General features: G+C 72.4%; 18 protein-coding genes. 8 read left to right on the top strand and 10 right to left on the bottom strand.

Features of this window, described 5'->3' with window-relative positions; genetic code table 11:
* A complete protein-coding gene (locus ACPEH2_RS02385; RefSeq protein WP_423718173.1) occupies window positions 1-513 on the bottom strand; it encodes a hypothetical protein in 513 nt (170 codons plus the stop codon).
* Window positions 514-665: 152 nt separating this feature from the next.
* On the opposite strand from ACPEH2_RS02385, the gene ACPEH2_RS02390 reads away from it, so the two are divergent.
* The 7 genes from ACPEH2_RS02390 (at window position 666) to ACPEH2_RS02420 (ending at window position 7,188) form a co-directional block, all read left to right on the top strand.
* Window positions 666-1,676 (top strand): LacI family DNA-binding transcriptional regulator, encoded by a 1,011-nt coding sequence (locus ACPEH2_RS02390; protein ID WP_217530499.1) that lies wholly within the window; start codon window positions 666-668, stop codon window positions 1,674-1,676.
* A 121-nt stretch (window positions 1,677-1,797) separates the two neighbouring features.
* Window positions 1,798-2,499 carry a class II aldolase/adducin family protein gene (locus ACPEH2_RS02395; protein ID WP_423718175.1) on the top strand — a complete coding sequence of 234 codons (702 nt, stop codon included), beginning with the start codon at window positions 1,798-1,800 and terminating at the stop codon, window positions 2,497-2,499.
* Between the two features lie 96 nt (window positions 2,500-2,595).
* Window positions 2,596-3,729 carry a multiple monosaccharide ABC transporter substrate-binding protein gene (chvE, locus tag ACPEH2_RS02400; RefSeq protein WP_064001686.1) on the top strand — a complete coding sequence of 378 codons (1,134 nt, stop codon included), beginning with the start codon at window positions 2,596-2,598 and terminating at the stop codon, window positions 3,727-3,729.
* Window positions 3,730-3,819: 90 nt separating this feature from the next.
* Entirely contained in the window at window positions 3,820-5,349 is a 1,530-nt protein-coding gene (gene mmsA / locus ACPEH2_RS02405; protein WP_423718176.1) for a multiple monosaccharide ABC transporter ATP-binding protein, read from the top strand.
* Between the two features lie 17 nt (window positions 5,350-5,366).
* The gene (gene mmsB / locus ACPEH2_RS02410; protein ID WP_423718177.1) at window positions 5,367-6,596 is read left to right on the top strand and encodes a multiple monosaccharide ABC transporter permease; all 1,230 of its coding nucleotides are present in this window, start codon (window positions 5,367-5,369) and stop codon (window positions 6,594-6,596) included.
* Between the two features lies 1 nt (window position 6,597).
* Window positions 6,598-6,735 (top strand): hypothetical protein, encoded by a 138-nt coding sequence (locus ACPEH2_RS02415; protein WP_311862569.1) that lies wholly within the window; start codon window positions 6,598-6,600, stop codon window positions 6,733-6,735.
* A gap of 90 nt (window positions 6,736-6,825) precedes the next feature.
* Window positions 6,826-7,188, top strand: a complete 363-nt coding sequence (locus ACPEH2_RS02420; protein ID WP_217530491.1) for a PLD nuclease N-terminal domain-containing protein — start codon at window positions 6,826-6,828, stop codon at window positions 7,186-7,188.
* Window positions 7,189-7,197: 9 nt separating this feature from the next.
* Here the strand turns inward: ACPEH2_RS02420 and ACPEH2_RS02425 are convergent, their stop codons facing one another.
* On the bottom strand, window positions 7,198-8,178 hold the full coding sequence (locus tag ACPEH2_RS02425) for a Gfo/Idh/MocA family protein (RefSeq protein ID WP_366213314.1): 981 nt from the start codon (window positions 8,176-8,178) through the stop codon (window positions 7,198-7,200).
* A 48-nt stretch (window positions 8,179-8,226) separates the two neighbouring features.
* On the opposite strand from ACPEH2_RS02425, the gene ACPEH2_RS02430 reads away from it, so the two are divergent.
* The gene (locus tag ACPEH2_RS02430; protein WP_423718178.1) at window positions 8,227-9,570 is read left to right on the top strand and encodes a M20/M25/M40 family metallo-hydrolase; all 1,344 of its coding nucleotides are present in this window, start codon (window positions 8,227-8,229) and stop codon (window positions 9,568-9,570) included.
* Window positions 9,571-9,572: 2 nt separating this feature from the next.
* Here ACPEH2_RS02430 and hrpA read toward each other — a convergent pair whose 3' ends face one another.
* From hrpA to ACPEH2_RS02470, 8 genes are all read right to left on the bottom strand, one after another.
* Window positions 9,573-13,451, bottom strand: a complete 3,879-nt coding sequence (gene hrpA, locus ACPEH2_RS02435) for an ATP-dependent RNA helicase HrpA (protein WP_423718179.1) — start codon at window positions 13,449-13,451, stop codon at window positions 9,573-9,575.
* A gap of 61 nt (window positions 13,452-13,512) precedes the next feature.
* A complete protein-coding gene (locus ACPEH2_RS02440; RefSeq protein WP_423718180.1) occupies window positions 13,513-14,259 on the bottom strand; it encodes a hypothetical protein in 747 nt (248 codons plus the stop codon).
* Window positions 14,259-14,741, bottom strand: a complete 483-nt coding sequence (locus ACPEH2_RS02445; RefSeq protein ID WP_366213311.1) for a hypothetical protein — start codon at window positions 14,739-14,741, stop codon at window positions 14,259-14,261. The genes ACPEH2_RS02440 and ACPEH2_RS02445 overlap by 1 nt, the downstream gene beginning before the upstream one ends.
* On the bottom strand, window positions 14,734-15,579 hold the full coding sequence (locus tag ACPEH2_RS02450) for a PP2C family protein-serine/threonine phosphatase (protein ID WP_423718181.1): 846 nt from the start codon (window positions 15,577-15,579) through the stop codon (window positions 14,734-14,736). Before ACPEH2_RS02450 ends, ACPEH2_RS02445 begins: the two co-directional genes overlap by 8 nt.
* On the bottom strand, window positions 15,576-16,724 hold the full coding sequence (locus ACPEH2_RS02455; RefSeq protein WP_423718182.1) for an FHA domain-containing protein: 1,149 nt from the start codon (window positions 16,722-16,724) through the stop codon (window positions 15,576-15,578). Before ACPEH2_RS02455 ends, ACPEH2_RS02450 begins: the two co-directional genes overlap by 4 nt.
* 57 nt (window positions 16,725-16,781) lie before the next feature.
* Window positions 16,782-19,265 carry a transglutaminase domain-containing protein gene (locus ACPEH2_RS02460; RefSeq protein WP_423718183.1) on the bottom strand — a complete coding sequence of 828 codons (2,484 nt, stop codon included), beginning with the start codon at window positions 19,263-19,265 and terminating at the stop codon, window positions 16,782-16,784.
* Window positions 19,262-20,611 (bottom strand): DUF58 domain-containing protein, encoded by a 1,350-nt coding sequence (locus ACPEH2_RS02465; protein ID WP_423718184.1) that lies wholly within the window; start codon window positions 20,609-20,611, stop codon window positions 19,262-19,264. The genes ACPEH2_RS02460 and ACPEH2_RS02465 overlap by 4 nt, the downstream gene beginning before the upstream one ends.
* Window positions 20,608-21,600 (bottom strand): AAA family ATPase, encoded by a 993-nt coding sequence (locus ACPEH2_RS02470; protein WP_423718185.1) that lies wholly within the window; start codon window positions 21,598-21,600, stop codon window positions 20,608-20,610. Before ACPEH2_RS02470 ends, ACPEH2_RS02465 begins: the two co-directional genes overlap by 4 nt.
* Window positions 21,601-21,605 lie beyond the last annotated feature (5 nt).

A 21,605-nucleotide genomic window follows, 5' to 3' on the forward strand; every position in this document is an offset into this window, starting at 1 on the left:
TTACAGCTTGGGGCCGCGAGGTGTTCCGGGAACCGTGTCGCTGAGGCCGAGGACGAAGTCGAGGATGTCGCGGGCCGACGCCGTCCGCACCGGACCGCGCCCGAGCGCCCACCCGGCGTCGTCCGCGGAGAGAGTCGACCCGGCGACGGCGGCGCGCCGCTCGAAGGGCATGCGTGTGACGGCATACAGCGCGACGGCCCCGCTCAGGGTGGGCGGGAGCGTGATCGGGCGATCGCCCGCGAGGACGAGCAGGGCGCGTGTCGCGTCGACGAGGGAGCGGATGCGGCGGCGCCGGCCGCCGCGGATCTCCGCCGCCACCTCGGGGAGCGGTGTCCCCGCGGAGGATCCCAGAGCGGCCTCGGCGAGGAAACGGTCGGCGTCGTCCTGAGATCGCGCGAGGCCCGCTGCGAGCACGACGACGTCGGCGAGCGCCACTCTCCAGTCGCCCGTCACCGCGGACTCGTCCGTGCGCTCCCGGTTGCTGAGGGGCAGGTGGCGCGAGAGGTCGGACATGCGGTCAGCTTAGGCGGCGGCGGGTGCGATGTGACAGGCCGCCTTGTCACACGCGAGGCCCCGTCACGACAGGGGAGTAGGGTGCCCTGGAGGTCGGGACGTGCATAATGGCGTCGAATCGATGTGACCGTGAACATCCAGCGAGGGGCCCGATGAGCGACGATGCCGCCGGCCGGAGACCGAGTATCCGCGATGTCGCGCGCCTCGCGGAGGTCTCGCACCAGACGGTGTCCCGCGTCCTGAACGACCACCCCAGCATCCGGCCGGAGACGCGGGACCGGGTTCTGGCGGCGATGCGGGACCTCTCGTACAGCCCGAACCGCGCGGCCCGTGCGCTGGTGACGAGCCGATCGCGGACCATCGGCGTGCTCGCGGCGTCGGCGACGCAGTACGGCCCGGCCTCCTCCATCGCCGCGATCGAAGCGGCCGCGCAGGCGCGGGGCTACTGGGTGTCGACGGCGAACATCGACCCCGGCGACCCCCAGTCCATCCCCGACGGCATCTCGCACCTCATGGCCCAGTCCGTCGAGGGCCTCGTCGTGATCGCGCCCCAGGTGCGCGTCATCCGGGCCATCGCCGCCCACGCCGTCGACGTGCCGTTCGTGACGCTGCAGTCCACCGATCCCGACGCGGGCCACTCCGTCGCCGTCGACCAGGTCGCGGGCGCCCGATTGGCCACACGCCACCTGATCGAACTGGGCCATCGCTCGATCTACCACCTCGCGGGGCCGCAGGACTGGATGGAGGCGGAGGCCCGCATGACGGGCTTCCTCGAGGAGATCAGCGCGTGGGACATCGCCACGACCGCGCCGATCCTGGGGGACTGGACCGCCGACTTCGGCTATTACGCCGGGCGCGAGTTGCTGCGATACCGCGACTTCACGGCGATCTTCTCCTCCAACGACCAGATGGCGCTGGGGCTCCTGCACGCCGTGCGCGACGAGGGCCTGGACTGTCCGCGCGACATCAGCATCGTCGGGTTCGACGACATCCCCGAGGCGGGCCACTTCTGGCCGCCGCTCACGACGGTGCGTCAGGACTTCGCCGAACTCGGCCGCCGGTGCGTCGAGATCCTGCTCGACGAGGCGGGGTCCGCAGCGCTTCCCATGCTCACGCCGGAGCTCGTCGTCCGGTCGTCGACGGCGGCGGTCGCCCGACTCTGACCCCTTCGGCGCGTCGTGTTTGACATCACCGCGGCCTTGGGTGCATAGTCTCCGATGTGAACGGTCACATGGCCGTCACCCGGCCGAGTGAATCGGACCGCGCAGGACAAGGGAGTCGGCAATGGCGTCGAAGGACGAGCGCTACGTGAGCGGGGTGAAGACCGAGGTGGCCGTCGCCCGCATCCGCGAGCGAGTGGCATCCCTCCTGGTCGACCTGTCCCGCCGTGGCCTGGTCTCGGCCACGCTGTGCGAGCGCGTCCCCGACGCGGATTTCTTCGTCACCCGACCCGCGGACGCGGACGACGACCTCGCGCCCGAGCGGATGATGGTCCTCACCCTCGCCGGCATCCCCGTGGCCGGGACGCCCGGCGAGGGCGGCGCGCGCCCCGCCGACGTCGCGCTCTACGCGACGGTGCTCCGCGAGCTCCCGGACACGATGGCCCTCGTCCACCTCGAGACCGGCCACGCGGCCGCCTGGGCGGCACGCGGGCAGGAGATCCCCTGCGTCACCGCCCAGTCCGCCCGCGAGTTCGGCGGCACGGTGCCTGTCCTCGCCGGGCCCCGCGTCGACCCGGCGGCGCTCGTCGAGGCGCTCCGCGGCGACGGCGCCTCCGTCGTCCTCGTCGCAGGTCTCGGCGCCTTCTGCGCGGCCGGCTCCGCCCGCGAGGCGGCCCGTGTCGCGCAGGTGCTCGAAGGCGTCGCCCGCACCGCTGCGCTCGCCGCGGTCGGCGGACACACCGAGCCCCTCTCGCCCGAGACGATCGCGGACCTCTCCGGCCGCGCTCGCGACCTGCGGGAACCGATCACCGACGGCCGCCGGTAGCCCGATACCGGGCGCGGCCACCACCCACAGGACCCCGGCAGGGGTCATGCACCAACCGAACACCACGACACCGAAGTCAACGGGAAAGGAATCACAGTGAAACTCAAGAGGATCATCTTCGTCGGCCTCGCAGCCGGCGCCCTCGCACTCACGGCATGCGCCGGCGGCAACGGCGGTGGCACCAGCGGCGGCGGCAACGAGGGCGGCGGGGACGGCGGCCTGATCGGCGTCGCGATGCCGACCAAGAGCTCCGAGCGCTGGATCCAGGACGGCGACGCCGTCAAGAAGGCACTGGAGGACCAGGGCTACAAGGTCGACCTGCAGTACGCCGAGGACGACATCCCCACCCAGGTCTCGCAGATCGAGAACATGATCACCAAGGGCGCCGAGGCGCTGATCGTCGCCTCGATCGACGGCACGACGCTGACCGAGGCCCTGCAGAACGCGGCGGATGCCGACATCCCCGTCATCGCCTACGACCGCCTCATCAAGGGCACCGAGAACGTCGACTACTACGCGACGTTCGACAACGAGCTCGTCGGCAACCAGCAGGCGTGGACCGTCCTCAACGGTCTCGGCCTGACCGACCTCGAGGGCAACAAGCTGGACGACGCGCCCAAGGGGCCGTTCAACATCGAGCTGTTCGCCGGCTCGCTGGACGACAACAACGCGTTCTTCTTCTTCAACGGCGCGATGGACGTGCTGAAGCCCTACATCGAGGACGGCACGCTCGTCGTCAAGTCGGGCCAGACGAGCATCGAGCAGGCAGCGACGCTCCGCTGGGACGGCGAGACCGCGCAGAGCCGCATGGAGGACATCCTCACGGCCAACTACAGCGACGGCACGCAGGTCGACGCCGTCCTGTCGCCCTACGACGGCATCTCGCGCGGCATCATCTCGGCTCTCGCCGACGCCGGCTACTCCGTCGGTGAGGAGTGGCCGATCATCTCCGGTCAGGACGCCGAGGTCGACTCGGTCAAGGCCATCCTGAGCGGCGAGCAGTACGCGACGATCTTCAAGGACACCCGCGAGCTGGCCAAGGTCGCCGCGGACATGGCCGTCGCCGTGCTCAACGACGAAGAGCCCGAGACCAACGACACCACCACGTACGACAACGACGTCAAGGTCGTCCCGTCGTACCTGCTGGCCCCGGTCCCGGTCGTCAAGGACAACGTCCAGTCGGCGCTCGTCGACACGGGCTACTGGACGGCGGAGGAGCTGGGTCTCTGACCCGGGTCCGCCACTGACCATCCGCGTCGGCGGCGAGGTTCGCCTCGCCGCCGACGCACCCCCATCCATCCCTCACGGAAGTCGGAGATCGTGACCGAGACCATCCTCGAGATGCGCGGCATCACCAAGACGTTCCCTGGCGTGAAGGCGCTGTCGAACGTCAACTTCGCCGTCCAGCGCGGCGAGATCCACGCCATCTGCGGCGAGAACGGCGCCGGCAAGTCGACGCTCATGAAGGTGCTGTCGGGTGTCTACCCGCACGGCACCTACGACGGCGAGATCCACTACGCCGGCGACGTCGTCGAGTTCAAGAGCCTGCGCGACAGCGAAGCGCGCGGCATCGTCATCATCCACCAGGAGCTCGCCCTCAGCCCCTACCTCTCGATCGCCGAGAACATCTTCCTCAACAACGAGCGCACGGGCGCCGGCGGCCTCATCGACTGGAACAAGACCAACTTCGAGGCGGCGGAGCTCCTCAAGCGCGTCGGACTGCGCGAGAACCCCACCACCAAGGTCAACCAGCTCGGTGTCGGCAAGCAGCAGCTCGTCGAGATCGCCAAGGCGCTCTCGAAGGAGGTCAAGCTCCTCATCCTCGACGAGCCGACCGCCGCGCTGAACGACGAGGACTCCGATCACCTGCTCGATCTGATCCTCAGCCTCCGCGAGGAGGGGATCACGTCGATCATCATCAGCCACAAGCTGAACGAGATCAAGAAGGTCGCCGACGCCGTCACGGTCATCCGCGACGGCAAGACGATCGAGACGATCGCGAAGTCCGACGTCACCGAGGACCGCATCATCAAGGACATGGTGGGTCGCGACCTCGAGCACCGCTACCCCGACCACGAACCGCAGATCGGCGACGAGCTGCTGCGTGTCGAGAACTGGACCGCGCACCACCCGCAGGACCCGACCCGTGTCGTCGTCGACGACGTGTCGATCACGGTCCGTGCGGGCGAGATCGTCGGGATCGCCGGCCTCATGGGCGCCGGCCGCACCGAGTTCGCGATGAGCCTGTTCGGCCACAGCTACGGCACCCGCATCTCGGGCAAGGTCTTCATGCGCGGCCAGGAGATCCGCACCCGCACGGTGTCGGAGGCCATCGCCAACGGCCTCGCGTACGCCACCGAGGACCGCAAGACCTACGGACTGAACCTCATCGACGACATCAAGCGGAACGTCTCGATGGCGTCGCTGAAGAAGCTCGAGAAGGCGGGGCTGGTCGACGACAACGAGGAGTTCGCCGTCGCCAACCAGTACCGCAAGAGCATGAACATCAAGGCGCCGACCGTGCTCGCCAAGACCGGGAAGCTCTCGGGCGGCAACCAGCAGAAGGTCGTCCTGTCGAAGTGGATCTACTCCGATCCCGAGGTGCTCATCCTCGACGAGCCCACCCGCGGCATCGACGTCGGAGCGAAGTACGAGATCTACACGATCATCAACAAGCTCGCCGCCGCCGGGAAGGGCGTCATCGTCATCTCGTCGGAGCTCCCCGAACTCCTCGGCATCTCCGACCGCGTGTACGCGCTGTCGGAGGGTCGGATCACCGGTGAGGTGCCGATCAGCGAGGCCACCCCCGAACACGTCCTCAAACTCATGACCATGGAGAAGCCCCGCTGACGGGGCAGGAGACACACATGTCCAACACCACTTCCACGGAGACCGCCGCCGGCGGCGGCATCCATCCGTCCGACAACCGCGTCACCCACTGGCTGGCGACGGTCCTGTCCGACCTCGGCCGCAACGGCATCTTCATCGCCCTGATCGCGGTCGTCGTCCTGTTCGCGATCCTCACCGACGGCATCCTGCTGCGTCCGCAGAACCTGTCGAACCTGGTCGTCCAGAACGGGTACATCCTCGTGCTGGCGATCGGAATGGTGATGATCATCATCGCCGGCCACATCGACCTGTCCGTCGGGTCCGTCGCGGCCTTCATCGGCGCCGTGTCGGGTGTGCTGGCGGTCGACATGGGACTGCCCTGGGGCGTCGCGATCATCTTGTCGCTCCTGATCGGTGCCCTCGTCGGCGCCTGGCAGGGCTTCTGGGTCGCGTACGTCGGCATCCCCGCCTTCATCGTGACCCTCGCGGGCATGCTGATCTTCCGCGGCCTCGCGCTCGTGGTGCTCGGCAATCAGAACATCGGCTCGTTCCCGACGGAGTACCGCGCGCTCGGCAACGGCTTCCTCGCGGGGCTGTTCGGCGAGTCCGACCCCGACCTGTTCACCCTCGTCATCGGTGGGGTCGCCATCGTCGCCCTCGCGGTGCAGCAGGTCCGCACGCGCCTCGGCCGCCAGAAGTACGACCAGGACGTCGATCCGCTCATCTGGTTCATCGCCAAGCTCGCGCTCGTCGCGGTCGTCATCGGCTGGTTCACCCTCGCGCTGGCCTCGTACAAGGGCATCCCGGTCACCCTGATCGTGCTCGCCGTCCTCGTGCTCGTCTACGGCATCGTGATGAACCGCACGGTCTTCGGCCGTCACATCTACGCCATCGGCGGCAACCGCCACGCGGCGGAGCTGTCGGGCATCAAGACGCGTCGGGTGGACTTCTGGCTCTTCGTGAACATGGGTGTCCTCGCCGCACTGGCGGGCCTCATCTTCACCGCGCGCCTCAACCTCGCCGGTCCCAAGGCGGGTGAGGGCTTCGAGCTCGAGGCGATCTCGGCGGCCTTCATCGGCGGCGCGGCGGTGCAGGGCGGTGTCGGCACGATCGGCGGCGCGATCATCGGTGGTCTCATCATCGGTGTCCTGAACAACGGCATGTCGATCATGGGCATCGGCATCGACTGGCAGCAGGCCGTGAAGGGTCTCGTGCTGCTGTTCGCCGTCGCCTTCGACGTCTACAACAAGCGTCGGGCAGGCCACTGAGATGGCGAAGAATCTGCCCACGGGCGACCTCGACCGACCCGGTCCGACGACCGCGCGGATCACGATGTGGATCTGCGGCGGCGCCGTGGGTCTCTACATGGTCGTGAGCGGCCTCATCGGTGCCCTGACCACCGGCTGAACCGGTACGCTCACCGGCCCACCGCATCCCCTCTTCCCGACGCGGAGGAGGGGATGCGGTCGTTCACCGCTGACTCATAGGCTCGGGCGCATGCCCTATCTGGTCTCGCTCGTCGTACTGGCCGGGATGATCTTCGCGCTGGTCGACATCATCACGCGCGATCAGAGCCTCGTGAAGCACATGCCCAAGACGGTCTGGCTCTTCGTCGTCATTCTGCTGCCGTTCCTCGGGACGGTGCTGTGGTTCGCGATCGGGCGCGAGTACCCGCGGCGCGAGGTCAGCCGTCCGCCGCAGTTCGCCCCCTGGGCGAGCGAACCCGCCCCGCCGCCGGTGCGCGCGCACGAGTCCCGCTCGACCGAGCAGCAGCTCGCCGACCTCGAGCGCGAGATCGAGGAGGAGCGGCTGCGCGCGGAACTCGCCCGGCGTCGTCGTGAGCTCGGCGACCCGGCCTGAGCCGCGGCGTCAGCCGCGCGGGTAGACGACGCCGATCTGCCGGCGGATCTCGTCGAGCGTGCCCATGATCGCGACGCTCTCGTCGATCGGGAGGATGTCGCCGTCGGTGCGCCCCTGCGCGACGAGCTGCTCGGCGTGGAGGGCCTGGAACTGCATGCCGCGGCCGTCGATCTCGGTGCGGAACTCCTCGACGAGCGCCCCGTCCGCCCCGAACACGCGGAACGTGGTCGGCGCGTAGAAAACGCCGTCGATCTCGATGCGCCCCTTCGTCCCGACGACCTGGGCGGCGTTGGCGCCCGCCGCGCGCGAGGAGGTGAGGAGCGAGGACACGCCGCCGTTCGCGTGCACCATCGCGATCGCGACGTCGGTGTCGGCCCCGGTCGCGGCCAGCTGCGCCGTGGCGCGGATCTCTGCCGGTGCGCCGAGGACGTCCCAGGCGAACGAAACCGGGTAGATGCCGAGGTCGAGCAGCGCGCCCCCGCCGAGCGCGAGGTCGTTGAGACGGTGGCTCGGGTCGTCGGTGATGTTCTGGGTGTGGTCGGCGCTCACGAGGCGGACCTCGCCGATCACGCCGTCGGCGAGGATCTCGCGCAGGCGCACCATGTGGGGGAGGTAGCGGGTCCACATCGCCTCCATCGCGAGCAGACCGTGATCGGCGGCGAGGTCGCGGATCGCGACGGCCTGGTCGGCGTCGAGCGTGAGGGGCTTCTCGATGAGGACGTGCTTGCCGTGCTCGAGGGCGAGCGCGGCGCCCGCGAGGTGGTGGCTGTGCGGGGTCGCGATGTAGACGATGTCCACCTCGGGGTCGGCGACGAGATCCTCGTACGATCCGTGGGCGTGGGGGATCCCGTACTGCTCCGCGAACGCCTGCGCGGAGTCGAGCCGGCGCGAGCCGACGGCGGTGACGGTGCGCCCCGCCGTCTTCAGGTCCGAGGTGAAGGCGTGCGCGATGCCGCCGGTGGCCAGGATTCCCCAGCGAAGAGAGGTCATCGCCCGAGCCTATCGGCGCAGCGTGCGCACCGGATCTAGAGTCGGATCGTGACCCGTCCCGACGCCGCCGCCCTCGACCGGTTCCGCGAGCTGCTGCGGATCCCGACGGTGTCGATGCCGCCGGGGGAACCGGATGCCGACGGTGCACCGTTCGTCCGCTTCCGGGACGCCGTCGAGCGGCTCTACCCCGCGCTCCACGGCGCGCTCGAGCGCGAGGTCGTCGGCGGATACTCGCTGCTCTACCGCTGGCGCGGAGCGGATGCCGCGGCTCCCCTCGTCCTCATGGCGCACATCGACGTCGTGCCGGTCGTCGCGGACGAGTGGGACCGCGACCCGTTCGGCGCCGAGACGGTCGGGGCGGGCGACGACGCCGAGATCCACGCGCGCGGCGCGGTCGACGACAAGGGTGCTCTCGTCGCGATCCTCGAAGCCGTCGACGCCCTCGTCACCGAGGGGTTCACGCCGCAGCGGGACGTCTACCTCGCCTTCGGCCACAACGAGGAGGTCGCCGGCGACGGCGCCCAGGCCATCGTCGAGGTCCTGCGGCAGCGCGGCGTGCGGCCCTCGCTCGTGCTCGACGAGGGCGGCGCGGTCGTCGAGGGCGCGATCCCCGGGGTGCACGTGCCCACCGCCGTGATCGGCGTCGCCGAGCGCGGCGTCATGACCGTGCACCTCACCGCGCGGGAGCTCGGCGGGCACGCCTCGACCCCGCCGCGCGACCCCGCGACCGCGCGGCTCGCGCGGGCGGTGCTGCGGCTGCATCGCCGGCCGTTTCCGACGCGTCTCGTGCCGCCCGTGCGCGCGATGTTCGAGACCGTCGCCCCGCACACGACCGGCCCGCTGCGGCCCGTCTTCGCGAGCATCGGCGTGACGGGACGGCTGCTCGCGAAGGTCTTCCCGCGGCTCGGTCCCGAGCTGAACGCCCTCGTGCGGACGACGGCGGTGGTGACCGAGCTCGCCGGCGCCGCGGGGGCGAACGTCCTCGCCACCTCCGCCCGGGCGAGCGTGAACGTCAGGCTGCTGCCCGGCGACACGGCTGCGTCGGCGGCCGCCCGCATCCGTCGTGTCATCGCCGACCGCCACGTCGAGGTCGAGGTCGCGTCGGCCTCGGAGCCCTCGCCGGTGTCGCCGTGGACGGGGCCCGCATGGGACCGCCTCGTCGCCGCCACCGCGTCGGCGCTCGGGGAGGACGTCGTCCCGACGCCCTACATCCAGCTCGGCGCCAGCGACAGCCGGTGGTTCACCGCGATCAGCGATCACGTGTACCGGTTCACGCCGTTCCACCTGACGCGCGGCGAGCGGGAGGCCCTGCACTCGCACAACGAGCGCATCCGCGTGGGGTCGTGGCTGCGGGGGATCGAGTTCTACCGCGACCTGCTGCGGGCCGGCTGAGTTCAGCCGCGCTCCGCGAGCGCCTTCGAGATCCGCTGCAGCGACACCGGCTCGGCGGTGCCGAGGCGCTGCGCGAACAGGCTCACGCGGAACTCCTCGAGGAGCCACCGCGCGTGCACCAGGTGCGCGGGAGCGCCGGCGGGGAGCGGGAGGGTGCCCCCGGCATCCGCGAACAGGGCTGCGGCGCGCTCGTACTCGGTCATCCGCTGGCGGTCGCGGCCGGGGTTGTCGGAGAGGGCGTCGACGCGGTCCTTCGCTCCCTGCAGGTAACGCGGCAGGTGCGCGAGGCGGGCAGTGCCGGTGCGGGAGAGGAAGCCCGGGTGCAGGAGCGCCGCGAGCTGACCCTTCACGTCGCCGAGGGCGGCGAGCAGCGTCATCGAGTTCTGGTTCTTGATGGCACGTTCGACATCGCGCTGCAGGGTGAGGATGCGGGCGGCGAGCGACACGGTCTGGAACAGCTCGTCGACGACGCGGCTCGAGAACGCGTCGCGGGCGGCCGTGAACGCGGCCTCGGTGCGGAGGACGGCGTCGCCCATGACGGCGTCGGCCACGGCGACCCGGGCGTCCTCGATCAGCGCCTTCGCCGAGGGGTACGGCGACGCCGCGAGGGCCAGCTTCTCGGGGGCGGTCAGGTGGTCCATGACATAGGCCGTGGGGGAGGGGACGGCGAGCAGCAGCAGGCGCCGCGCGCCCGCGCGGGTGAGGTCGGCCGCGCGCTCGGCGGTCGCCTCGATCCGCAGCGACACGGCGTCCTTCGTATCGACGAGGGCGGGGTAGCCGCGGACGACACCGCCGGCGACCTTCGTGTCGACGACGGCCGGCAGGTCGCCGACGTCCCACGTCGTGATGCCCGTGCGTTCGATCGGTGCGCTCGCGGCCGCGACGGCCGCGGCGGGGGATGCCGAGGGCTGCGGCCCTCTCTTCGGGCTGAGCGACCGGGCGACCGACTCGCGGGCGCGACCGGCGAGGCGGTCCTGCAGCTCGCGCAGATCGCGGGACGACCCCACCGTGCGCCCGCGCTGGTCGACGGCGCGGAACGAGACGGTCAGGTGGGCGGGCACGCGCTCGAGGTCGAAGTCGCGCTCGGTCACCGGCTGGTGCGCGACGCGCTGGATGCGTGCGGCGAGCGCCGCGCGCAGGGTGGATGTCGGGAGTCCGTCGGTGTCCTCCGGCCCCGAGCCGCGCAGCTCGTCGCCGAGGGTCGCCGCCCAGTCCGCGGCCGGGACGACGTGGCGCCGGATCGCCTTCGGGAGCGCCTTGATGAGCGCCGTGACGAGCTCGTCCCGCATCCCGGGTACCTGCCAGTCGAAACCGTCGGGGCGCAGCTGGGCGAGGAGGGCCAGCGGCACGACGATGCTGACGCCGTCATCGGCAGCGCCCGGCTCGAACCGGTAGGCGACCGACAGCACCTGGTCGCCCTGACGCCAGCGCGCCGGGAACTCGCGCTCGTCGGTGCGGGCGGACTCGCCGAGGAGGTCGGCCTCGGTCATGTCGAGCAGCTTCGGGGTGCGCGGCTGCGTCTCGCGCCACCACGCCTCGAACGAGCGGACGTCGAACACGTCGTGCGGCACGCGCGCGTCGTAGAAGGCGTACACGGCCTCGTCGCCGACGAGGATGTCGCGGCGACGCTCCCGCTCCTCGATGCGCTCGAGCTGGCGGCGGAGCTCGCCGTTGCGGCGCTCGAACGCGGTGAGCCGCTTGTCGAGGTGCTGGCTGTTCCACTCGCCCTCGACGAGCGCGTGGCGCAGGAACAGTTCGCGCGCCAGGTCGCGGTCGCGGCGGGCGAGCTGCACGCGCCGGCGCGGGATGATCTCGACCCCGAAGAGCGTCACCTTCTCGGCCGCGACGGCGGCACCGGCATCCTTCGACCAGTGCGGGTCGCTGAGACTGCGGTGCGCGAGGTCGCCGGCGAGGTCCTCGGCCCACGCGGGGTCGATCGCTGCGACGGTCCGGCCGAACAGGCGCGAGGTCTCGACGAGCTCGGCGGCCATGACGGCGTCGGGTGAGGCTTTGCGCAGGCCCGAACCGGGGAAGATCGCGAACGAGGCGCCGCGGGCACCCCGGTACTGCGGGAGGGGCTTGCGGGCGTTCTTCTTGGCGGGATCGGTCGTGACCGAGCGCGTGTCGAGGATGCCGATGTGCGACAGGAGCCCCGAGAGGATCGCGCGGTGCAGCGCATCGGAGTCGGCGGCGCCGGCGGTGCGGCGGGGCGCGTCCTTCGGGGCGCCCGAGCGCGACAGCGTGCTCAGCTGGCGGTGCACGTCGAACCACTCCCGCACCCGCACGTAGTTGAGGTGCTCGCTGCGGCACAGGCGCCGGAACGCGCTCGAACCCAGCTCGCGCTGCTGCTCGCGGAGATGGTTCCAGAGGTTCAGCAGGGTGAGGAAGTCGCTCGTCGGGTCGACGAACCGGGCGTGCAGCCGGTCGGCCTCCTCCCGGCGCTCCTCGGGGCGTTCGCGGACGTCCTGGATCGACAGACCCGCGACGATCGCGAGGACGTCGCGCGAGACGCCGAGCTTCTCGGCCTCCAGCAGCATCCGCGCGAACCGGGGGTCGATCGGCAGGCGGGCGATCCGCCGGCCGAGGCCCGTCAGTCGCATCGCGCCCGTGCGCCCCGTCACGGCGCGGAGCTCGGTGAGCAGTTCGACCGCGGCCTTCACGCCGCGGCTGTCGGGCTTCGTGAGGAACGGGAACTCCGTGACGTCGCCGAACCCGAGCGAGAGCATCTGCAGGATCACCGATGCGAGCGAGGTGCGCAGGATCTCGGGCTCGGTGAACTCCGGCCGCGCGGTGAAGTCGTCCTCGCCGTAGAGGCGGATCGCGATGCCCGCCGACGTGCGGCCGGCGCGCCCCGAGCGCTGCTGCGCGGAGGCCTGCGAGATCGCCTCGATCGGCAGGCGCTGGATCTTCGACCGCACGCTGTAGCGCGAGATGCGCGCCGTGCCGGCGTCGACGACGTAGCGGATACCGGGGACCGTGAGGCTCGTCTCGGCGACGTTCGTGGCGAGGATGATCCGCCGCCGCACCCCGGCGACCGAAGACGGCTCGAACACGCGGTGCTGCTCGGCGGAGCTGAGCCGGCCGAACAGGGGCAGCACCTCCGTCGGACGCGCGTCCTTCGCGTAGAGGCCGCGGACGGCATCCATCGCGTCGCGGATCTCGGCCTCGCCGGGGAGGAAGACGAGCACGTCGCCGTCGGGCTCGCGGTCGAGCTCGCGGAGCGCCGCGAGCAGCCCGTCGACGTCGTCCTCGGACGCGGTGTCGTGCGGGCGGTAACGGATCTCGACGGGGTAGGTGCGGCCCGAGACCTCGATGATCGGGGCGGGCACGCGCTCGCCGTCCGGTGCGGTCGCGGCGAAGTGCGCCGCGAAGCTCTCGGGGTCGATCGTCGCCGAGGTGATGATCACCTTCAGGTCGGGACGCTCGGGCAGGATGCGGGCGAGGTACCCCAGCAGGAAGTCGACATTGAGCGAACGCTCGTGCGCCTCGTCGACGATGATCGTGTCGTAGCGGCGCAGCAGACGGTCGCGGTGGATCTCGCCCAGCAGGATGCCGTCGGTCATGAGCGTGACCTGCGTGGCGTCGGTCACCTCGTCCGTGAAGCGGACCTTGTAGCCGATCGCCCCACCAAGCGGCACCTGCACCTCGTGGGCGAGGCGTTCGGCGATCGAGCGGGCGGCGATGCGGCGGGGCTGCGTGTGGGCGATGCGCGTGCGCCCGAGCTCGAGGCACATCTTCGGCAGCTGCGTCGTCTTGCCCGACCCGGTGGCACCGGCGACGATGACGACCTGGTTCTCCGCGATGGCGCGCGTGATCTCCTCCCGCGCGGCGCTGACGGGCAGCTCCGGGGGATACGAGAGGACGGGGGCGGGTGCGGACACAGCCTTCGATGCTATCGCGCGGGCGGATGCCGGCGGTCGCCCGCCGCCTGCCGGACCCGGCTCAGCGGTCGGCGGTCTGCGGGGCGTCCAGCAGCGGCAGGTCGGCCGCCGTGACCAGGCGCGAGAGGACGGCGTGCTCGACGAGGCGCGCGCGCCGGTTCGTGGCGAGCTTGCCGGCGCCGCCGCGCAGGCCCTGCACCCCCTCGCGGTCGAACTTGTCGCACACGTTGTCGAGCTTGCGGTTGAACGTCGTGAGCGGCCAGCCCAGGCGCTCGGCGGCCTTCGCCGAGGTGGGGATCTGACTCGATCCCATCATCCCGCCGCGCAGGATCGGCTCGCACAGGGCGATGAGCAGTAGTCGCTGGCTGGCCGTCAGCGGGACCGCGCTGATCGTCGTGCCACCGTCGGTGCTGTCGCCCTCGAGCGGGGACGTGCGTCCCGTGAAGCGGGCGGCGCCGTTGCGGATCGTGAACTCGTACGTGTAGGCGCCCGCCGTGAACATGACGACGAGCTCGGGGAACACGAGCGGCACGCGCGTTCCCGGACCGAGCATCGCCTGGTAGGCGCCGTCGGCCGTGGCGAGCGCGACCGAGATGGACCGGCCCGTGTTGGTGAGCCACCACATGCCCTGCGACGACTCGATCTCCAGCAGCCGGCGGTGCAGGTACGGGTTCGTGTCGATGACGAGGTCCGCGTCGCGACCGATGGAGAAGGTCTCACCCGGCGTCGGGTGGAACCACTCCCCGCAGAACTCGATCCCGAGCTCGGCGGCCTCCGTCTCGGCCGTCGTCTCGATGTCCTCCGTCATCACATTCCCCCTTGAACGAGCACGACGATGCCCCAGACGGCGCCGGCGACGACCGCCGTGCCGACGAGGCCGACGAGCAGCAGCAGCCCTGCGCGCGACCGGCGCGCCGGTGCGGGCGCCGGGGAGACCGGGGGCGCGACCGGGGTCCGCACGACGCGTGCGGCGGGCTCGCCGCGCCGAGGCGCGTAGACCGGCTGCGACACGAGCGTGCCCGGGGCCGAGGCGGTCCGCGGCGTGTCGGCGCGGCCGTGCGCGATGGACGTCCCCGCCGTCGTCGTGGGCCCGACGCGTCGGGCCGTCGCCCGGGTGCCCTCGTCGGTGCGCCGCTCGGCGAGGAGCGTCTCGTCGGTGTCCTCCGGTGCCGCGACCGGACCCGTCTCGGCCCGACGTGCGACGAGCCGGGTGTCGTCGTCGCGCTCGGCCCGCAGCTCGCGGCGCGTGCGGGGCGCGAGGCGCGTCTCGTCCTCGAACGGGTCAGTCATGGCGTCTCCGCCGCGACGGCACCGTCTCGACCTCGATCGTGCCGGTCGCGGGTTCGCTCGTGACGAGGCCGCCGGTCGTGTCCTCGAGGCGGGGGTGGATGCCGCCCCCCACCACGTCGACGACGATCGCCGTCACGTTGTCGCGGCCGCCGTGGGCGAGCGCCTGGGCGATGAGCGACCCCGTCGTCTGCGCCGGGGACGCGCCGCTCAGCAGGCCCGCCCGGATCGCCTCGTCGGTGATCTCGCCCGAGAGGCCGTCGGAGCAGATGAGGATGCGCTCCCCGGTGACCACCGGCAGCAGCCAGAAGTCGGCGGGGCTGCGCTCGCCGCCGACAGCGCGCGTGATCACGTTGCGCCCCTCGAATGTCGACATCTCGTCGCGGGTCAGGCGCCCGGCATCCACCATCTCCTGCGCGATGGAGTGGTCGACGGTCACCTGCTCCAGGCGCTCGGAGAGCAGGCGGTACACGCGGGAGTCGCCGATGTTGACGACGAGCCACCGGGGCTCCCCGCCCTGCTGCACGGCCACGACGCCGGTGAGCGTGGACCCGGCGCCGCGGGTGGTGCCGCGGGCGATCGCGCCGACGGCGCGGTGGGCGGCGTGGACGGCCTCGGCGACCTCCTCGGGCGCGACGTCGCCGCGGCCGACGAACCCCCGGAAGGCGTCGACGACGGCGGCCGCGGCGCGGTCACCCGCCTCGTGACCGCCCATGCCGTCGGCGACGATGAACACGGGGAAGCTCGCGAGGTGCGCGTCCTCGTTCACCCGACGCCGCAGTCCGGTGTCGGTGAGCGATCCGCTGATGACCTCGACGTGCAGCGGGCGGGGGGAGGTCATCGGGCTCCCACGTCGAGGAACAGCTCCGCGTCGCCGAGGAGGAACCGCCCCGAGACGGGGACCGGCGTGCCCACCGCGATCTCGGCGTCGCCGTCGCCGACGATCACGCCGTTGGTCGAGGACAGGTCGGTGATGCTCCAGCCATCCTCGCCGCGGCGCAGCAGCGCGTGCGTCTTCGAGACCGTGCGGGTGGCGTCGTCGACGGGGACGGGCTGGGCACCGGGCGCCTGCGCCGGGGGCGTCGGATTGCGCCCGAGGACGACGAGATCGGCGGTGAGCGGGACCGTCTGCCCGTTCGGCAGCCGCAGCGAGGCGCTCGGGCGTCGGTGCGCCGCCAGCACGGTGTGCTCCTCGACCTCGGTCGCCGCCGGGGCGGGTGGCAGCGGCGCCGCCGGCGTGGCGGCGGGAGCCGCGGAGGGGGCCGGCGCGAGCGGCGGCGGCGACCACGGCGTGACCGGTGCGGCGGCGGGGAACGGGGTCGTCGAGGGCGGCGCGAACGCGGTCGTGTCCGACGGGACGGATGCCGCGGCCGTCGCCGGCTGCGCGTCGCCCGCGAACGGCGTCGGCGGCAGTCCGGTACGTGGCAGGCCGTGCCACTGCGCCGTGCCCCACCCGATGACCGAGGCCCAGACGGGGAACAGGAGGACGCCCAGCACGACGAACCCGCCGCCCCGCTCGAACCCGCGGTTCAGGGGGCCCATCATTCGGACGAGGAGGATGATCGCTCCCGCCGCGAAGAGGAGCACGAGGACGAGGGGCACCACCGTCGCGCCGAGGAGAGCCCCGGCGGCGTCGCCGCCCGAGCCGCCGAACGCGGCGTTCTGCGCCGAGGCGACGAACACCGCGTTGAGGACCGAGGCGAGGATCGTGGTGAGCAGGCCCCCGCCGACGAGGACCGCCGCCCACCATCCCTTCATCCCGGCCACCTCGAACAGGGTCCAGAGGTTCAGCACCGGGATCCAGGCGCGCGCGGCGGGTCGGTCGACCTTCCGGAAGACGGCGCTCAGCGCGAGGGCGGTCCACACGTAGACACCGGCGGCGAGGACGAGCTGGACGAACGCCACCAGCAGCGACGCGACGGCGAGACCGGCGGCGGCTCCGGCCGCCTCGGCAGCCGTCGTCGCGAGAGGGATCTCCGTGGTCATGCTCTGCATCCGTCCTGGCCCTCCGTCATCGATTCCGTCGATCCCGCACCGCACACCCTATCGGCGCGCGGCCCGTCCGCGCGGGAGCAAGGAACGCAGCGACAGGCGCGCGCGCAGCCGCGCCCAGAAGCCCTTCTCCGCCGCGAAGCGCGCGCGTTCGGCCGCGACGATCCGCCAGAACTCCTCGTTCTCGGCCGCCGTCGGCGGCACCACGTCGAAGACCGACCGGTCGGCCCACGTCGCCAGGCGGGTGCCCGCCGACTCCTCCGCGTCGCCGGCGAACAGGCGCGCGAGCTCCTGGCGCGTCAGATGGGCGGGGGCCGGGTACCCGTGGTCGACCGCCGTGTCGACGTACTCGTCCCAGCCGCCGGTGAAGCGCGCGGCGACGTCGCCGCGCCGGCGGCCGCGCCGCCGCAGCGCCTTGACGGCGAGGATCGTGACGAGCGGGCCGACGAGGACGATCACCGCGAGCAGCGAGACGCCGCCCACGCGCACCGCGGCCCACAGCGCCGACAGGTCTCGCTCCTGCGGAGCGGCCTCGGGGGCGCTCTGATCGCCGTCGGAGGGCGACGCGTCGGCGGGGAGCACCGGCTCGGCGTCCTCCCGGCTCACCTCGGTCGGGTTCTCGGGATCGCGCCGCTGCTCGAGATCGGGAGACGGGAAGCTCTCGTGCTGGGGGGTCACGTCGACGGGGAGCCAGCCTCCCGCGGCATCCGACACCTCGATCCACGCGGCGAGATCGCCGCCCCGGCACCGTCCCTCGTCGCACACGGGCAGGTCCTCGTCCGAAGCGAGCCGCGTCCCCACGACGACCCGGGCGTCGAACCCGAGCTGGTCGGCGATGAGCATCGCCGCGACCGCGAACTGCTCGTCGTCGCCCACGGCGGCCACGAGGTCGGCGTCGGTGCCGCCGGGCGCCTGCGCCTCGCGCTCGAGCAGCTGCGTGAACAGCGTCCCGATGCGGTCGGCCGAATGCCCGGCGCGGGAGGGCTGGAAGCCGGCCCCGCCGAGCTCCCGCATCCAGGCGGGGACGGAGCCTCCCGGCAGCTGCAGCGCGTGGCTCAAGTAGCCGCGGCTGCGGAGGCGGTCCACGAGCGTCTCGAGGGCCGCGCCGCCCGTACCGGCATCCTGGCTCTCCATCCACTCCGTCAGCGAGGCCGGGACGACCTCCGCCGGCAGGGACGGCCCGCTGCGGGACGGGGTGAGAGATGCCACCGGTCCCGCCGCCTCGGAGGGGGATGCGGCGAGCCGGTAGGCGTCCCCGGTCTGCAAACCGTTCCCTGCGATCTCGATCGCGGCACCCGTGGCGGCGTTGTGGAAGAAGCCGTCCGCGAGCTCCGCCGCGCGGGGACCGTCGAACGACACGGCGCGCAGGTCGCCGACGGTCGGCACCCAGATCCCCGTGCCGGCGTCGATGCGCACCGTCACGGCGATCTCGCCGGTGCCGGCCGGGTCGAGCCGGGACGGGACGCGGGTGAACGCCGTCGCCGGGTCGGTGAGGCCCGCCTGCGGGTCGACCGCGCGCACCGTCCGGCCGTCGTAGAAGGGGAGCGTCGCGAGCCGTACCCGCTCGGCGCCGGCGGCGGGGGAGACGGTGAAGAGGGGTTCGTCGAAGCGGTCATCGCCGAACGAGGCGCGGTACGCGGCGAGCGGGCTCGGGGCGCGTTCGAGCTCGAGCACCGGGTCGACGACGCTCCGCGCCACCTCGCGCGGCTGGTCCGCGAGTGCCCACGGCCCCCACAGTGCGGCGACCGCCGCGGCCACGACGACCATGCCCGTCGCGGTCCCGACGCGCGCCGCGAGCCCGCGCCGGCGGCCGCCCGGGCCGCGCGCCACCCCGGAGGCGGCGGCCGCCGTGGCGAGGGCCCGGCGTCGGTCGTGACCGGACCGCCACACCACCGCGACGAGCGCCGTGACGATCGCGGCGACACCGAGCAGGGTCTCGGGCTGCACCGCGACCGGGCCGACCCGCACGGGCGAGGCGAGCGAGCGCGCGCCGAAGGCGACCCCGAAGACGGTGGGCAGGAGCGCGAGGGCGACCGCCGGCATCCACCGCCGACGACTGCGCCACGCGATCGACAGCGCGGCTACCGTGCAGCCGAGGAAGAGGAAGAGGGCCGGGGCGAGTGTCGCCTGATACGACCCGAGCGGGAGTTCGAGGGTCAGCAGGTCCTTCCACCCCGTGACGGGGGCGGTCGCGACGTCGATGAGGGCGTCCACGGCGGCGTCGGGCGAGGCGAGCGACACCGCCGCGGCCACCGGCACCCCGAGCGCGATGTACGCGTCGAGGGCGGCGAGGGCGACCCACCAGCCCGACCAGCGCCAGCGGGTGCCGAGGGCGGCCACGAGGTGACCGGCGGCGATGCCGATGGCCAGGGCGACGACGAGGGCGGTGCCGCGGTAGATCGGCCAGGTTGCGACGGCCCCGACGGCGAGGACGAGATCGAGGACGAGCGCCTGGCCGACGAAGAAGCCCGCACGCGACGGGTTCCGGCGCCGTCGGGCCCGGCGCGGCGGGACGACCTCGACGGGGGCGGTCACGACTGCGCGCCCTTCGCGAGCAGCTGACGCAGGTCGTCGAGCAGCCCGATGGAGATGACGGTCATGCTGCCGAGCCGCCGGATGCCGGGCTCGGCCGTCGGCGCGCACACGAGGGCGACGACGGCCACCTCGCGGCCGAAGGCGAGCGCGGCGCTCTGCAGCTGCGTCGGGGTGAGGGGCGATCCGCAGACGAGGAAGGCGATCGACGCGTCGCCGTGGCGCGTCGAGGCGAGCGTGGCGACCTCGCGCAGCGGACTCGGGTTCACGCCGCGGTCGAGCCCGGCGAAGTCGTCGAGCAGGGTCCGGGTCGAGATCGTCGTGAGCGTTCGGAAGGTCCGCATCCGGCCGCGCGCGAACTCGGGGATCTCGGCACCGGTGACGACGGCGACGTCGCGGCCGTCGCGGATCCCGCGGACGCCGATGGATGCCGCGGCGCTGACCGCGAGCTCGAACTCGTCGTCGTCGGCGAACTCGTCGCCGCCGCGCCCGACCACGAGGATCATGCGGGAGCGGCGGGTCTCCTCGTACTGGCGCACCATCATGGCGCCCGTCTTGGCGGTCGACTTCCAGTGCACCTGGCGGGGAGAGTCGCCCGGGACGTAGGGGCGGAGCGCGTGGAAGGAGAAGTCGGCGTCGACGATCGTCCGCGAGGGGCTTCCCTCCAGGTCGCGGATGAGCCCGGTCGCGGAGCTGCGCAGCGCCGTCGTCACCGGGTGCACGTAGAGCGTGTGCGTCTCCTGCCACGTCGCTTCGCGGGTGAGGATGCCGAGGGGGTCCCCGCGGACCGTGCGCGCGGGGCCGACCGTCACGATGCCCCGTCGGCGCGTCGGGATGACGACGGTCTCGGCGATCTCGTGCCGGGGTCGCAGCAGGGGGACGTGGACGTCGACGAGCCCGTCGCCGACGGGGAGGTCGACGCGACCGGGCAGGGCTGTCCGGCGGCCCACGTTCGCCACGACGAGCCGCCCTTCGACGGGTGTGCCCGCCACGACGCGGTCGTGGGCGAGGCGCAGGGTCACCTCGTAGGCGCGCGCGCCGAACAGGAACGGCACCGACAGGAGCAGCAGGAGCGCCGCCGCCCCGCCCGCGACGGCGAACTCGAGCAGCCCGAAGGCGAGGCCGGCGGCGAGTCCGATCACCGCCACGGCGACGACGACCCAGCCCGCGGGCGAGACGGTGTCAGCGACGGAGCGCCCCACACGGGCGGCCGCGCGGAGCAGTCGGCGCCACCCGTGCAGGCTCCGGACGGCGAGCACGGTGGTGCCCCGTCCGGCCTCGAAGCCCGTGCGGGTGTACCCGGTCGCCGCCGACGTCCGGGTCAGTCGCGACTCGGTGGACGAACTCACACGTTCTCTCGCTGACCGCGGTCGTCGGCGCGCTCCTGCTGCGAGGGCGGCACGACGTCCAGGAGCACCTGGCCGACGACCGCCTCGGCGGTGACGCCGTCGAACTCCGCCTCGGGGTCGAGGATCAACCGGTGCGCGAGCACCGGGACGGCGAGCGCCTTGACGTCGTCCGGGGTCACGTAGGTCCGGCGGTGCGCGAGCGCCCACGTGCGGGCCGCCTTCGTGAGGGCGAGGGCGCCGCGCACGCTCACGCCCAGGCGCACCTCGCGGGCGAGCCGGGTGGCCTCGACGATGCGCGCGATGTAGTCCAGGACGAGGGGGTTGAGGTAGCCGCCGCGGGCGATGTCGGCCATGCTGACGACGCCCTGCGGCGTGATGACGGGGCCGACCTCGCGCGGGCCGTCGCCGGACTCGTCGAGGATCCGGATGGTCGCGGCGCGGTCGGGGTAACCGAGCGTGGTCTTCATGAGGAAGCGGTCGAGCTGCGCTTCGGGCAGCCGGTAGGTGCCGGCCTGCTCGACAGGGTTCTGGGTGGCGACGACGAGGAAGGGGACGCCGACGCCGCGCGTGACGCCGTCGACGGTGACGTGGCCCTCTTCCATCACCTCGAGCAGCGCCGACTGTGTCTTGGGCGACGCGCGGTTGATTTCGTCCGCCAGCACGACGTTCGCGAAGATCGGTCCCTGGTGGAACTCGAACTCGCCGCGGCGCTGGTCGTAGACGGTGATCCCCGTGACGTCGCCGGGGAGGAGGTCGGGGGTGAACTGGATGCGGGAGCTCGTGCCCTGCACCGAGCGCCCCATCGCGCGGGCGAGCGAGGTCTTGCCTGTCCCCGGGTAGTCCTCGAGCAGCAGGTGCCCCTCGGAGATCATCGCCGTGAAGGCGAGCTCGATGACGTGGCGCTTGCCGAGCACGACCTGCTCGACGTTGTCGACGAGCTTCGTGAAGGTGTCGGCGAACCAGGCGCTCTGCTCCTGGGTGATCGTCATCTCGG

The sequence above is a fragment of the Microbacterium sp. NPDC064942 genome (genome assembly GCF_049545525.1).
GTDB classification, from domain to species: domain Bacteria; phylum Actinomycetota; class Actinomycetes; order Actinomycetales; family Microbacteriaceae; genus Microbacterium; species Microbacterium gawkjiense.

Coding starts and splice junctions, on each gene's coding strand:
- ACPEH2_RS02385 (WP_423718173.1), bottom strand. CDS start 513: ATGTCCGACCTCTCGCGCCACCTGCCCCTCAGCAACCGGGAGCGCACG.
- ACPEH2_RS02390 (WP_217530499.1), top strand. CDS start 666: ATGAGCGACGATGCCGCCGGCCGGAGACCGAGTATCCGCGATGTCGCG.
- ACPEH2_RS02395 (WP_423718175.1), top strand. CDS start 1,798: ATGGCGTCGAAGGACGAGCGCTACGTGAGCGGGGTGAAGACCGAGGTG.
- mmsB (WP_423718177.1), top strand. CDS start 5,367: ATGTCCAACACCACTTCCACGGAGACCGCCGCCGGCGGCGGCATCCAT.
- ACPEH2_RS02415 (WP_311862569.1), top strand. CDS start 6,598: ATGGCGAAGAATCTGCCCACGGGCGACCTCGACCGACCCGGTCCGACG.
- ACPEH2_RS02420 (WP_217530491.1), top strand. CDS start 6,826: ATGCCCTATCTGGTCTCGCTCGTCGTACTGGCCGGGATGATCTTCGCG.
- ACPEH2_RS02425 (WP_366213314.1), bottom strand. CDS start 8,178: ATGACCTCTCTTCGCTGGGGAATCCTGGCCACCGGCGGCATCGCGCAC.
- ACPEH2_RS02440 (WP_423718180.1), bottom strand. CDS start 14,259: ATGACGGAGGACATCGAGACGACGGCCGAGACGGAGGCCGCCGAGCTC.
- ACPEH2_RS02445 (WP_366213311.1), bottom strand. CDS start 14,741: ATGACTGACCCGTTCGAGGACGAGACGCGCCTCGCGCCCCGCACGCGC.
- ACPEH2_RS02450 (WP_423718181.1), bottom strand. CDS start 15,579: ATGACCTCCCCCCGCCCGCTGCACGTCGAGGTCATCAGCGGATCGCTC.
- ACPEH2_RS02455 (WP_423718182.1), bottom strand. CDS start 16,724: ATGACCACGGAGATCCCTCTCGCGACGACGGCTGCCGAGGCGGCCGGA.
- ACPEH2_RS02470 (WP_423718185.1), bottom strand. CDS start 21,600: ATGACGATCACCCAGGAGCAGAGCGCCTGGTTCGCCGACACCTTCACG.